The sequence below is a fragment of the Arthrobacter psychrochitiniphilus genome (genome assembly GCF_003185915.1).
In the GTDB taxonomy this organism is placed as follows: Bacteria; Actinomycetota; Actinomycetes; order Actinomycetales; family Micrococcaceae; genus Specibacter; species Specibacter psychrochitiniphilus.
This window is the reverse complement of record NZ_QHLZ01000014.1, coordinates 1-13,595: the sequence shown is the minus strand read 5'-3', so window position 1 is coordinate 13,595 and position 13,595 is coordinate 1. Positions and strand designations below refer to the sequence as shown.

The window sequence follows — 13,595 nt, the reverse complement described above, 5'->3', positions numbered from 1 at the left end:
AGGATGCGACCAGCGTCCAGTTTATCCCTTGAAGGACGCCAACATTTTTTGGATAGCCCTAAATTCACCACCCTTGGCATACTCCTGGGCGGCCGCAATGGTCTCAAAGCCGTCGCTGTGGGCAAACATGACATACCGCTGTGTCTGGTTTTGTGCGCGTGATCTCACACCGGTTTCAACCACCACTTGACCCTCCAGCCGGCCAACAGCCAGCTCCTTCAATGCCGCACCATCCGTGCTGCGCGTGGACAAGGACATGGACAATTGCACCTTGTGATCCGCCAAGTCCCGGGTGCGCAGTTGCGGCTGAGACGAAAGATCCATCGCCACCGCCCGCACCTCAGCCCCTGGGATGCGCGTGGGTGCGGCGTCAGATCCGCCCCCTAGATGGCTCACGGGACGGAGGTCAACGGGGCCACTGACATGGACGCCGTCCTCCACGTTCATGGCGGCCTTACGGTTGCCCTGATGGTCGTACACCACCAAGGCGTTGCTGGCACCAAATTGCGGGTTGACCGAGCCATCCATGACGGTCCACCCGACGGGGTGCTCAAAACTGATTCTTGCATCATTGAGTGTGCCCGAATATGTGCTCCATTCCATGGCGCCGGCAATGGCTACGCTGGTGCCCTGGCCAGGTTGGAGCTCATCCCATTCTAGGATTGCGGCTCCCGCCACCACATCTGGCACGGCATTGACTGCACCGAGCAAAACATCCATGCGCTGGCTAATCTCCAGGGACGTTGCCACGCAATTCATGAAATCCTTCACGAAGGGCGCAGCCCAAGATTCCTTAAGAGCAAGCTCCTCCTTGTTTGCCTCGAGTAAGGGCGCCACGCAAGCGGCCGTGCGGCTGGCATCAATGGTGGCCGGCTCAATAGCGCCATCCAAGGTGGTCTGCACCACCGTGGCCACGTATTGCAGGAGGAACATGGCCGGGTAGGGGCGCAGTTCCCATTCCTGATGTTCGACGCCGGCTGCCGCGGTTTCGTACTCCGTCACCACCCCTGGCAGAGCGCCGGCCAGATCTTTGTGCCGTTCCAGCAACGGCTGGAGAACTTGGCGGAAATAAGGTTGGAGCAGCTTTTCATCGAGGACCGGGGCTCCCAGAAGCTTTTCATGGGAGGCAACGCGCAGCGGCACAGCTGATTTCGCCGCCACCGCGACCACCAGCATGCCGTTGTTCTCCCGCAAACAGGCCCACGAGCCTGTTGTGGCTGAGGTTGTGGCTGAGGCTGCAGTGAACCTCATGCCAGCTACCGAGACAGGTTTATCCGCGCATGGTGGTTTGTTGGCGGTTTCCGTGGCCGCTAAAGAGCGTGACACCTCGCCCAGCAGCGAGGAAACGTCCGCGTAGACAGCCCAAAAGGTTCCACCGGCCGGAACCTGGGCGGAGATTCGGCCAGTGTTTGTCTCTCCTATCAGCGACACCCTGAGTAAGTCCGGCACTTCTTCTCCGCTGCGCAGGTGGGCCAATGCCAAGGAAGCTGGTGAGGGATCAAGCCCCGACCTTTCCGGAACGCGGGACAGGGCCATGGTGATAGTCATTGACGTGCCTGCTGCCAGCTCTTCACCCACTGTGACGGTCAGCTGGTCACTGGCCGCAGGAAGCAGTTCCACGCCAGCGGTGCTGGCTTTTGCAGGCGGTTGTGTTGGAGGCGGTTGTGTTGCAGGCGGTGGCACCGCCGCTTTGATGGCGGCACTCACAGTGGTTCCTGGTGCTACGGCTCCACCGGGCAGGCTCACCGTAGCGCGGTCCACTTCCAGCAGCACTCCATCCGCGGTGGCGGTTCCCTCCGCTGCAAGCCGTTCACCGGCCGGTGGCGCCAGTGTGCAGCCCGTGAGTACCAGGGCCAGTAGCAAAACCAGCGCACGGCCCATGGCGCTTGAAGGCACGCGGGCAGGACCGAATTCCGGGGTCTTTATCAAAGGTTCTACCTGTCCGGTTCAGAGTGGGGGACGCTGATTTCAGCATAAGTTTCAAACTGGTCTGCTGATTCGTCGAAAGCGAGGAACGTGACAGTGGGGACTTCCCCTACAGGCAAGGCGCGCACTCGCACCGTTCCCGCCTGCGCTTGGGCCAAAACTTCCAATAGCTTCCGGGACACGTCAGCAGCGATGGCGCCAGGCAGAGGCGCTTTCCTGTCATCAAGCAGATCAACCTTGACGCCGCGTTTGCGGGCAGCAAGGGCAGCATCCGGGACTCCCCCGGTCACCAGCGTCCTGCCGCGCATCTGATCGCGCAACCCGGCTTCCAGAAACGTCAATTCCCTGCGCTGTTCATCCGTCAGCTTCGAGCAGGCAATCGCTTCCAGTGCCGGACGCGTAGCCTCCTGCAATTCCACCAGCCGTTGCGCCCGGTAAATATTGTGGGCCTCTTCCCATGCCAGCCTGAGGGCAGCCTTCTGACTCTGCTCCGAGTAGACCGCAATGTTGTTCCTACTGCGTCCCAAGACCATCAGGACGGCAGTGGCAATCACCATCCACATAATGGGGGTCAACACTAACGCCAACCCGTCAACAAGAGATAACCCATGGCCCAGTGAGGCTCTCATGTCAAGAGCGGCGAAGGCTCCCATGCCAAGCCATGCCAGGGACGTTCGCCCTCGGAATGTTAAGGCCACCAGGAGCATCTGAATCGCGCCGTTTTGCCATGCCGCATAGCCTGGATGAATCCCAAGCGGCAGAACACTTGTCACCAGCAATTCCATGACCACAACCCCGGCAACAACAAGCCACGCTGATTTCAACGGTATGGCCCCACTGTCCATATCCACGCACAAAAGCACCACCAGACCCAGACAGATCACCATGGCCAAAAGGTACTGCCATAAAGAACTGACCTTAGCCGTGTTGGCTAGCCCCATAATCACATGAGCGATGGGCATGCACGTGGCGAAGACCAGAACCAGCCACTTAGTTCTGAGCTGATCCATGATGCCCTCCGTCCGTGCTCCATTCCAGCCGCACCAGCGTCCCTGTACTAGGACTTGAAGTCACTGCGGCCTTGCCCTGGACACCCAGCATTCGTTCCACGATGGAAACCTTGATGCCCATGCGCTCCATGGCAATATCCGCTACATCGAAACCTGGCCCATTATCCGCGATCTCAACGGCTACCTGGGGCTTTCCAATGACCTGTGACGCTGGAAAAAATACCGTCACAGCAGGCAATGAACCGGGAGCGTGCGCAATGCTGTTCTTAACCGCCTCTGTGGTGGCTTCAACTATGGCCCGGCCAGCAACCAGGGAAAGACTTGCCGGTGCCTGCGAACCAGGGGGCGGGACATCAAAGGAGCCTCCGTGCAGGGATACAGCCACCCTCATCCGGCCCAGCCACTCCGCAATGGTGAGTTCGGCAGCCACAGAGGTCGCCTCCCCCACTGCATCCATCTGGGCTAGAGCCAGCCGGGCGGTCTTCCGCGACGCCGCCACAACCTCTGGGGTCACGGCTTGGGAGGCCACAATCAACGTGCTCAGCACAATGTCATGGGTGAGGGCATCCAGGCGCATGCGTTCTACAGTGATAGCTTCGGAACGGGCCGCAGCAGCGAACTTCTCCAATGCCGTGACTGCCGCTGATTCTGATTCTTGAACGGCCTGACGCAGTGCCCAAATGGGGGCGACAATGACTGCAGTCATGGCTGCTGTCAGCAAAGCATCCTGCCACGAATCTGCCCAGGCCCGGGAAGAACCGGCCGGCATGGCGGGAATGAGCAACACCAGGAGCGTAAAACAAAATCCGTACAAGCTGGCCATACGGGTGTTTTTGGCCACAGCAGCCAGTCCCACCCCGGCACCGGCAATGCCCCACGACCAAGGCCGTGCATCCGGGCCAAGCGAATTACCAATCAGGCCCAGATGCCACAACAAGAACCCCACCAGGAGCAACCAGGCCACAGTACCTGCGAAGATTCGGCGCAACCCTTGCCGTTGGGTAGGCACCATGACGGCAACCACCAGCACCGGGATCAGGACAACAATAACTGTGTACCAAACGTGGGCAGGACCGCCCGTATCCTGCAGCAGATCAGGCAGCGCCAACGCCACTAACAGTAGTGAAAACACCCCAATGGAGCGGGCCAACACTAATTCCGTCATCTGCACTGTGTTGGGTAGCAGAGCGCTGTTTGGTTGCGGTACAGGCAAGAGCTCCCCTTAGGGTCAATAAACGCTTAGTTGTGTACTAGCTCAATCCCGTGGGAATGATTCCGTCTTCCAAAGCGCGGTGATAGAGCTCCAATTTGGTGGGCGCATACCGGCCGGCCGCCGCATATTTTTCTCGAATACGCTTGATGTTGGTGCCCACGGTATTCACCGAGACATTCATGCGCCGAGCAATCTGGACCCCGGTAAACCCGGTGGCATAAAACTTAAGAGTTTCCCGTTCGCGATCACTGAGCTCGGCCGCCATAAAAAGTGAATCCGAGGAAATGGCGATGGCCAGTTCCTGGCTCGCAATGGTCTCTCCTGCTGCAACCCTGCGAACCATGTCCAGAGCGTCCTTGACGTCATCACCCTTGCGCGCGATCCCGGCGGCCCCGGCCGCCAAAGCAGATTTGATGGCGTCGGTGTTCTCGGCCACGCTAAAAACCAGAACCGGATAGCCCGCATCCACCAAGAGGCGCACATTTTCTCCTGGCTCCGACGCGTCCGCAAGGGACAAATCAAGGACCACAACATCTAACATGCTTACTGGCGATTGCAGCAGTTGCGGAACAGTTTCAGCAGCGAGAACTACCTTGATGCCCTGGAGCGCAAATTTGGCATCCATGGCGGCAGCCGCCGAAAAGCCAATCCGCACCACTTCACTGTCATCAACAATACCCACCCGAATTATTGGACCGACCATCGCAAAGCACTCCTCCTACCAGACGGCTATAGGGACAGCATAGGGGCGGGGTGTGAGTTTAGTCGTTATTGGCCAAGACAGCGGGGTTAAGTTACGCCATTTGGTTTTTTATCCGCTTTGTCTGGCTCTAAGCCCCGTCGCATTTTCCATTCATCATGTGGCGCTCCAACTCGCGGCGTGTAGGGGGTATGGGCCCGTGTTTGGGCGGAATTCACGAGCCTGCGATGGCGGCCCGGCAGATCAGCGGGAAGACAATTTCTCTGAACCTGGGAATTGTTCCAATCCGCTGGCGGCCTGGCTCCGAACGTACTGTGAGGCCTCAAAGCTGAAGTCTCAGAAAAATAAGGAGAAATCTCTTATGTATAAGAAATCTGCTTTCCTCATTGTCCCCGCCTTGGCGTTGGCTGCACTGTCCTTCTCTGGGGCAGGAGCCATGGCTGATGACAACGGCACCACGAGTTACCAGGCAAACCTTGGAGCTCTCAACGGCAGCAATGCCACTGGCAGTGTCATGATCACCTTGACCGGAGATCAGGCAACAGTCACCGAAAACGTCAGCGGGCTCGCGGCAACATTCGATGGCGCCCCCTACCCGCATGTCCAGCACATCCACATTGATGCCATGGGTACGTGTCCTGGCCCGGACGCCGATACCAACAAGGACGGAGTGATCAGCACAACCGAGGGTGGTCCCTCGTACGGAAAGATTGGCACCACCTTATCCACCAGTGGTGACACCAGTGACAAGGCTGCCTTGGACTTGAAGGTGGGAGGCATGGGCGCTTCCTACACCTACGAGCGCACCTTCACCATGAATGCCGCAACCATTGCAGCTATGAAGGCTGGCACCGGCGTTGTGGTGGTCCATGGTTTGGATCCGGCAACACTTCCGGCCGCTGCCCAGGATGCAAAGAGCGATTTGGTTCCCAGCCTTCCGCTGGCTGCCACCTCCCCGGCACTGTGTGGCACCCTTGCCGTCTCCCAGATGGCTGCCATGCCGGGCGGTGCTCCTGATACGGGCCTGACCCAGCCGGTAACACAGTCCACCAGCGCCACTTCCGATGTTGCGCTCTATGCCGGTGGTGGAGCTCTCGTGATGGCCGCGGGTGCTTTCCTGGCCCTGCGCACTAAGAAGACCGCTTCGAAGCAGATCGCGGACTGATACCCCATGAATAAGAACTCCAGTCGCCGCGGGCGCCTCACCGCTTCCGCGGCGGCCGGCGTCCTCCTCACATCACTTGTCCTAGGAACCACGGCGTGCGCCCCGGAGTCTTTGCCGGCCACTGCCCCGGATCCGGTGGCAACCTCCGCGCAAACAGCTGCACCGCAAATACCCGCAACAACCAGCCCGACGCCGGCCCCCTCGGCCGAGGCGAGCACTTCCGCCCCGGCAGCAAAACCTGTCAAGCCCGCTTCGGAGGGTCCAGTTCTGGCAGAATCTGCACCCGTCAGCTTGCAAGTACCGCAAGTGGGCATCAACACCTCGCTTGTACCTTTAGGCCAGGCAGCTGATGGCACCATGGAGATTCCAGGCGGTCAGCCCGGCGATCCCGGCGGATGGTACAAGTACTCCCCAACGCCTGGGGAGCTGGGCCCCGCGGTCATTCTTGGCCATGTCAACAACCTGGCATCACCACAGGGCCTGTTCTTCCGGCTGCATGAGATGAAGCCTGGTGAGCAGTTCTCGGTGACACGCGCCGATGGAACCGTGGCCGTTTTTGAAGTCGACAAGCTCGAGGTGGTCAAGAAGGCCACCTTCCCGACCCTTGCCGTTTACGGCAATACGAACAGGGCCGAGATCCGCCTCATCACCTGCGGTGGCCTTGATACCTCCTCCGGTGAATACACCGAAAACACTGTTGTTTTTGGACACCTCGTCTCCAGCCACAACTCCTAGCCACTCCCAGGTGCCGGGCCTTGCCGGGCAGGGCCCGGCACCGCGGAATAACATTGCATTGGATTGGACGCTTATGAACACGCAACTAGCTCTCAAAGGGGCCGCCGCACTGATAGTGCTGCTTGGCCTGTCAGGGTGTGGCATGGCTGCGGCTCCGGAAAATTCACCGGCGGCTATGGCGCCCATGTCAACCGAGATGCCCATGGACGGCATGAGCGAAGCTGGCAACGGCATGGCCTCGATGATCCACATCGAAGCAGGCGCGTACCGTGATGCAACCCCCGTTGCGGCCGGATCCACCGTGACCGTGATGAATATGGATACTGCCAATTACACTCTTACCTCCGAGGACGGCAGCAGCTTTAGCGTGGCCGTGGCAGCCGGGGCAATGGCCACCTTCAAGGCACCGAGCAAGCCCGGGAGTTACCCGTTCCACAGCGAATCCAACACTTCCATGCGCGGTGTCCTGACCGTTCGCTAGAACGTACCGATGCCTGACGCCACCAACATATCCGCCATCAACAGTTCCTCCACCACTAGTAAGGAAATAGCAATGAACAAGGCATATCCCGCGGTGATGGGACTGCTCATGGCTTCAATTCTTCTCGGCGGCTGTGCGGCAGAAGTTACCGCTCCGATGAATCCAGTCAATGGTGCCTCACAGGGCGGTGCCCCTTCTTCGCCGTCGGCTATGGCAGGCACGGTAGAAGCGCCGTCGGCGGCCACCTCTATGGTCTGCTCCGCCGAAGCCAAGGATAGCGTCACTAAGATCCTGGGGCTTTCCTCCACCCCTGCAACGACTATCTCGTGGGACGGGCAGACGTACACCTGCAACTACTCCCTGGCGGCTGGCCCGTTTAGCATGACCGTGAAGGTTATGCCCGGGGACGCGCAGGCACTTGCAGAGGCCAAAAAACTAGCCACATCCTTAGCCGCCCCACCCGTTGTAGGCCTCTCCAACCTGGGTTTGTCCGGTTATCAGTCCGCCGGCGGTGATGTGGTCTTTGCCAAGGACAACATGGTCCTTCACGTGGACGGAACCGCCATGTCAGCAACCGTGGGCCAGAACAACATCTCCCGGACGGACTTTGCCTTCCAAATGGCCACCACCATCTTGGCGTGCTGGACCGAACACTAATCCGGGCTCTTTATAAGGTGCGGCCCAGCGGGTGTTAGCGCAGGCCAACTTTCCGGTTCAGGGCCAACTGAATCAGTTCATCAATCAGGTCCGGATAGCTCAGGCCCGAGGCCGCCCACATTTGCGGGTACATTGAACTCGGAGTGAAGCCGGGCATCGTGTTGATCTCATTAATGATTAATTCCCCGGCTTCGGTGTAGAAGAAGTCAACACGGGACAGTCCCTCAGCGCCTACGGCGTCAAACGCCAGGGCAGCTTGTTCTTGCACCCGGGCAATATCGGCCTCCGGCATCTTTGCCGGGCAGCTGAGGTTCACCGCCCCGCCTTGAACGTATTTAGCCTCGAAGTCATAAAAGGCGTGGTGCGCCCCGTCAAGCATGGCGATTTCGCCGGGAAGGGAGACGCGCGGAGCGTCACTGCCGCGTCCTTCAAGGACGGCAATCTCAATTTCGCGGCCAACAATTCCGGCCTCAATCACGAGTTTAAGATCGTGCTCGCGAGCCTCGGCAATGGCAGCGTCCAGTCCCTCCAGTGAATCCACCTTGGAAATACCCATGGAGGAGCCCGCCCGTGCCGGCTTCACGAACACGGGGAATCCCAAAGCTGCCACGCGGTCCTTGACGGCGGCGGGGTCCACAGTCCACTCCCGGTCACTCACGGCCACATACGGGCCCACAGCCAGTCCGGCGGCCTCAAAAACCACCTTCATGAAGTGCTTGTCCATGCCAATAGCTGACGCCAACACACCAGCACCCACATAGCGGGTGTCAGAGAGCTCAAGTAAACCCTGAATGGTGCCATCCTCGCCCCACGGCCCGTGCAGCAGCGGGAACACCACATCCACGGCACCCAGCTCCTGCGGAACAGTCCCCGCTTCCGAGACCACCAGCTGGTGCCCGCCATCTAGGTGAGCCAGGGAAACGCTCTGCTTGCCCGCCACAACTTCCGGCAGCACAGCCAAGGCAAGGGACCAGCCTGCGATCTCCTCGCCAGCCAAAACCCACTGGCCGTTTTTCGCAATACCGATGGGGACGGCGTCGTACTTGGTCCGGTCAATGGCACCCAGCACACCAGCGGCCGTCACACAGCTCACGGCATGCTCGCTGGAGCGCCCGCCAAAGAGAATGGCGACGCGTGTGGGCGCAGTTGTAGCGGGGGAATCAGTAGTCACGCGTTAGTCGCCTTCGGATTTCAATTGGCGGGCCAACAACAGCGGCCCCAGATCATCGACAGTCAGTTTACCTTCAAGGACGCCCACAACGGCGTTGGTAATGGGCATATCGACCCCCATCTTGGCGGCAAGATCGGAGACCGCACGCCCGGACTTGATGCCCTCGGCGGTTTGCGTCATGCGGTTGTTGACCTCATCGAGCGTCAGCCCCTCGCCGAGCATGCGCCCAGCGGTGTGGTTGCGGCTCAGTGAGGACGAACAGGTGGCCACAAGATCGCCCAGCCCGGCCAGCCCGGCCATGGTTTCGGCCCGCCCTCCCAATGCCAGCGCCAGCCGGGTGGTCTCGGCGAGCCCGCGGGTGATGACCGAGGCCTTCGTGTTATCGCCCACCTTCTGCCCTTCACAGATGCCAACACACAGCGCAATCACGTTCTTCACGATCCCGCCAATCTCCACGCCCACCACGTCATTGACGGTGTACGGGCGGAAATAGCTTGGCTTGCACACGTTGGCCACCCACTTGGCCGTGTTCTCATCCGCACAGGCAACCACGGAGGCGGTGGGTTCTTGGCGCGCAATTTCCATGGCCAGGTTGGGGCCTGAAATAACCACCACGCGGTCCGCGGAGATGGAAAATTCCTGCTCGATCACCTGGGACATGCGCTGGTCCGTGCCCAGTTCCAGCCCCTTCATTAAACTCACGACGACGGCGTCCTGGGCCAGGTGCCCGGCCCACCCGCGCAACTGCTCGCGCAACGTCTGGGCAGGAACTGCCAGGACCACGAGTTCGGCGTCCTTGAGCACTTCTTGCACATCAGTGGAGGCGGAGATATTCGCGGGCAGCTCCGTGGTGGAGAGATAGCGTGGATTGCGGTGCAGATCATTGATCTGATCCACTACCTCCTGCCGGCGTCCCCACAACACAATCTTGCGATCTGTCCCGGCAGAGGCATCTCCTAGGATCTTGGCAAAGGTGGTGCCCCAGCTACCGGCACCCAACACTGCTATCTTGACAGGCGCAATACCATCCACGTAGCTCACTGAAGATCCCCTGCTTCTGTTGTTCCGGCGTCGTCAGTGTTGCTCTTCTTCTGGGACTGGGCACCGCGTTCCACGAACCTGCCGTGAGACTTTTGCTGGTGGGCCACAGGATCCCAGCGTTCGGCCGGCGCCTTCTCGCCACGGAGGGTTTCCAGCAGCTCGGTAATGGCCCCCATGATCTTCTCAGTCATGGCGTCAAGAGTGGCCTTGTCCCCGCTGCTACCCATGAATTCACTCAGGTCAACGGGATCCCCCACCAGCACATGGGTAGTTTTGCGGGGGAAAATTTTAAAGCCCTTGGCGTAGCGCGGGAAAACTTCCTGAGCCCCCCAATGGGCAACCGGGATGACCTTGGCGCCAGTATTCAGTGCGAGCCGGGCGGCACCGGTGCGCCCCTTCATGGGCCATAGATCTGGATCCCGCGTGAGCGTCCCTTCGGGATAGACCACCACGGCACCGTCCTGTCCGAGGACTTCCTTGGCCACATCCAGCGATTTGCCGGCACCTGCTCCGCTACGTTCCACCGGGATCTGGTGGGCACCGCGCAGCGCAGCGCCAAGCACGGGAGTCTTGAACAGCCCGTCCTTGGCCAAAAAGTGCGGCATGATCTTTTGGTTGTAGAGCATGTGGCCCACCACAATCGGATCAATTTCCGTGCAGTGATTGGGCACCACAATGAAACCCTCGCCGTGGGGCAGCTTCTTTGTGCCGTGCCATTCCTTGGCCGTGAGAACGTTCATGAGGGGCCGGGCAATCCCTGCCAAAAGGGCAAAGAACGCCCGGGTGCGCCGGGACATGGTGCGCTTGGCCACTTCTAAATCAGCGCCTTATTTGAATCGCGGATGTCGAAGTCGGCACCGAGGCCGTCAAGTTTTTCAGTGAAGTGCTCGTAGCCGCGGCTGATCACGTCAATGCCCGTCACCGTGGAGGTGCCTTGGGCGGCCAGGGCTGCGATCATGTGGCTGAAGCCGCCACGTAAATCGGGGACGTTGATGGTAGCGCCCACCAGTGGTGTGGCACCTGAGATGACGGCCGAGTGGATGAAGTTGCGCTGGCCGAAGCGGCACGGGATGCTGCCAAGGCACTCGCGATGGAGCTGGATGTTGGCGCCCATGCGGGTCAGTGCCTCTGTGAAACCGAAGCGGTTTTCATAGACAGTCTCGTGGACAATAGAGACGCCCTCGGCTTGGGTCAGGGCAACCACCAGGGGCTGCTGCCAGTCCGTCATGAAGCCGGGGTGCACGTCCGTTTCCAAGATGAGTGGCTTCAAGGCGCCGCCGGGATGGTAGAACCGGATGCCGTCGTCGTGAATGTCCATGCCGCCGCCAATCTTGCGGAAGGTGTTCACGAACGTCATCATGTCGCGTTGGCTGGCGCCTTCAACATAAATATCGCCTCCGGTCACCAAGGCCGCTGAGGCCCAGGACGCGGACTCGTTGCGGTCGGGCAGGGCGGTGTGATCATAACCTGTCAGTTCCTGCACACCCTCGATGCGGATGGTGCGGTCAGTCTGCACGGAGATGATGGCACCCATCTTCTGCAAGATGGCGATCAGGTCAATGATCTCCGGCTCGGTGGCGGCACCGGTCAGTTCGGTAATGCCCTCGGCGCGTGTTGCCGAGAGCAGTACCTGCTCGGTGGCCCCAACGCTGGGGTACGGCAGGGAAATCTTGGTGCCCTTTAGGCCCAGCGGCGCGGTAATGGAGATGCCGCCGCTGGTCTTTTCCACCACGGCACCGAACTTGCGCAGCACTTCCAGATGGTAGTCGATGGGGCGGTCACCAATCTTGCACCCGCCAAGATCTGGAATGAAGGCGTGCCCGATCGAATGAATCAAGGGTCCGCACAGCAGGATCGGGATGCGGGAGTCACCGGCATGGGTGTTGATCTCAGCAGTATTGGCCTTCTTGGCATTGGCGGGGTCTAGGGTGAGATCGCCTGTTAAGGGGTCCTTGACCACTGTGACACCGTGCAGTTGCAGCAGTGATGTCACCACTTCAACATCCTTGATCTCAGGGACGTTGCGCAAAATCGAGGGCGTATTGCCTAATAATGCGGCAACCATCGCCTTGGGGACCAGGTTTTTGGCGCCGCGCACCTGTACACGTCCCTTGAGCGGGACACCGCCACGGACTGTCAGAATTCTGCTCATGGTCACCTAGTTCCTTTGTTCCACACTTTGCTCCCGGTTTCACACCGGGGTTGTCCCGGCCCACCGGGCTGCCCGGTTCACACCGGGGTCCCCGGTATAGTCCGGGGCCTGCGTCAAGCATAGTTTCTCCGGCGCAGGATGCGTAAAACGTGGCGGCTCGGGCCTCTAAGCTCGCCCCGAAAAGGCGGGGAGTCCGTTGTTAGGATTTGAGGCCCGTCAACAGGCCTCGAATCTTAACAACGGACTCCGCTGGTTCCGTTCCTGTCTATTTTTGCCCTTCTAGCGCGCTGGACTGAGCCACTTTGCCCACAATCTTGTGCGGATATTCCTGCACAGCCAGGGTTAACCACTTTGTGGCTCACACTTTGCAGCACCACGAGCTCTGGGCTGGCGAATGGCAGGCAAGCTGGGTTGATGGATACGTTTCAGGTGCCACAGTTCCTTAGGCCGGACAACAAATACATTGACGAGTATTCTGCCCAGAGGCTGTCAGTACAGGCAAAGTCCGGAGCACTCGTGCGTGTTCGGCGTGGCCTCTACCTGCCTGCTGATCTATGGAACAGCTACAAACCATGGGAGAAGTATCGGGTCACTATTCAAGCCGTACACGAACTGGCACAAAATCCTCCGGTATTTGCCAGAGAATCGGCTGCCCAGATCATGGGGCTCCCTCTTCTACGCATCCCTCAAGAGGTACAGAGTGTTCTGCCTCCCACCGCCAAGGGAGGTCAGAGCAGTCACGGAGTTCGCCGTGTTCTTGCTGTAGAAGGAGACTCTCCGCCTTGGAGGATGTTTGGGCTGCTTGTAACACCACCACCTCAGGTAGCTAGAGACCTTGCTATCCGCTTGCCACTCACCCACGCATTACCCGTCATGGACAAGGTGTTGAGCCACCACATATTGCCAGGCTCCCCACCACACACGCAGCTCAACTTCACTGAAAACCATGTGATTGCCAGCACTGCCCTGCTGAAAAGCGCGGTACAACGAACACGGGTGGAACGGGTGGTCAGGCTCGCCAACGGTAGCTCAGAGTCTGCCGGCGAATCGTGGAGCCGCGCCATCATGATCCTCAACGGCTTCCCGAGCCCCTTCCTACAACAAGCATTTTGGGATGACCGAGGTTTCATTGGACTGCCGGATTTTGACTGGGAGGAATTCAAGGTACTGGGCGAATTTGATGGGTACGAGAAGTACTCCGGGCAAAAATACCTCAAGGGAAAAACACCGTCGGAGGTGGTTGTGGCGGAGAAGATACGCGAGGACCGGCTCCGTGCGCGAGGTTATAGGGTGGTGCGTTGGGTTTGGGATGACTTGCGTGATGCACGCCGGCTGGTGGCACTG

The 13,595-nt window shown here is 59.6% G+C and carries 13 protein-coding genes; 5 read left to right on the top strand and 8 right to left on the bottom strand.

Annotated features, from left to right (window positions below; translation table 11 throughout):
- Positions 1-21 precede the first annotated feature (21 nt).
- From CVS29_RS16245 to CVS29_RS16230, 4 genes are all read right to left on the bottom strand, one after another.
- On the bottom strand, positions 22-1,929 hold the full coding sequence (locus CVS29_RS16245; protein ID WP_146213090.1) for a hypothetical protein: 1,908 nt from the start codon (positions 1,927-1,929) through the stop codon (positions 22-24).
- A gap of 5 nt (positions 1,930-1,934) precedes the next feature.
- Positions 1,935-2,936: a hypothetical protein gene (locus CVS29_RS16240; RefSeq protein ID WP_110107413.1), complete on the bottom strand. Its 1,002-nt coding sequence runs from the start codon at positions 2,934-2,936 to the stop codon at positions 1,935-1,937.
- Entirely contained in the window at positions 2,917-4,101 is a 1,185-nt protein-coding gene (locus CVS29_RS16235; protein ID WP_146213089.1) for a sensor histidine kinase, read from the bottom strand. The genes CVS29_RS16240 and CVS29_RS16235 overlap by 20 nt, the downstream gene beginning before the upstream one ends.
- Before the next feature lie 85 nt (positions 4,102-4,186).
- The gene (locus CVS29_RS16230; protein ID WP_245932295.1) at positions 4,187-4,852 is read right to left on the bottom strand and encodes a response regulator transcription factor; all 666 of its coding nucleotides are present in this window, start codon (positions 4,850-4,852) and stop codon (positions 4,187-4,189) included.
- Positions 4,853-5,210: 358 nt separating this feature from the next.
- Between CVS29_RS16230 and CVS29_RS16225 the strand changes: the two genes are divergently transcribed.
- From CVS29_RS16225 to CVS29_RS16210, 4 genes are all read left to right on the top strand, one after another.
- Positions 5,211-6,014: a hypothetical protein gene (locus CVS29_RS16225; protein WP_110107409.1), complete on the top strand. Its 804-nt coding sequence runs from the start codon at positions 5,211-5,213 to the stop codon at positions 6,012-6,014.
- Positions 6,015-6,020: 6 nt separating this feature from the next.
- The gene (locus CVS29_RS16220; protein ID WP_110107407.1) at positions 6,021-6,749 is read left to right on the top strand and encodes a class F sortase; all 729 of its coding nucleotides are present in this window, start codon (positions 6,021-6,023) and stop codon (positions 6,747-6,749) included.
- 73 nt (positions 6,750-6,822) lie between these two features.
- On the top strand, positions 6,823-7,230 hold the full coding sequence (locus CVS29_RS16215) for a cupredoxin domain-containing protein (protein WP_110107405.1): 408 nt from the start codon (positions 6,823-6,825) through the stop codon (positions 7,228-7,230).
- Between the two features lie 108 nt (positions 7,231-7,338).
- Positions 7,339-7,887: a hypothetical protein gene (locus CVS29_RS16210; protein ID WP_146213088.1), complete on the top strand. Its 549-nt coding sequence runs from the start codon at positions 7,339-7,341 to the stop codon at positions 7,885-7,887.
- A 34-nt stretch (positions 7,888-7,921) separates the two neighbouring features.
- Here CVS29_RS16210 and CVS29_RS16205 read toward each other — a convergent pair whose 3' ends face one another.
- From CVS29_RS16205 to murA, 4 genes are read right to left on the bottom strand one after another with little or no spacing between them, the layout of a single operon-like run.
- Positions 7,922-9,058, bottom strand: a complete 1,137-nt coding sequence (locus CVS29_RS16205) for a D-alanine--D-alanine ligase family protein (protein WP_245932294.1) — start codon at positions 9,056-9,058, stop codon at positions 7,922-7,924.
- 3 nt (positions 9,059-9,061) lie between these two features.
- A complete protein-coding gene (locus CVS29_RS16200; protein WP_110107402.1) occupies positions 9,062-10,099 on the bottom strand; it encodes an NAD(P)H-dependent glycerol-3-phosphate dehydrogenase in 1,038 nt (345 codons plus the stop codon).
- A complete protein-coding gene (locus CVS29_RS16195) occupies positions 10,096-10,896 on the bottom strand; it encodes a lysophospholipid acyltransferase family protein (RefSeq protein WP_110107515.1) in 801 nt (266 codons plus the stop codon). The genes CVS29_RS16200 and CVS29_RS16195 overlap by 4 nt, the downstream gene beginning before the upstream one ends.
- Before the next feature lie 17 nt (positions 10,897-10,913).
- Complete coding sequence (gene murA, locus CVS29_RS16190) at positions 10,914-12,251, bottom strand: UDP-N-acetylglucosamine 1-carboxyvinyltransferase (RefSeq protein WP_110107400.1); 1,338 nt, start codon at positions 12,249-12,251, stop codon at positions 10,914-10,916.
- 414 nt (positions 12,252-12,665) lie between these two features.
- Here murA and CVS29_RS18265 point away from each other — a divergent pair.
- The coding region (locus CVS29_RS18265) for a hypothetical protein (RefSeq protein WP_146213087.1) at positions 12,666-13,595 on the top strand (930 nt) is incomplete at its 3' end.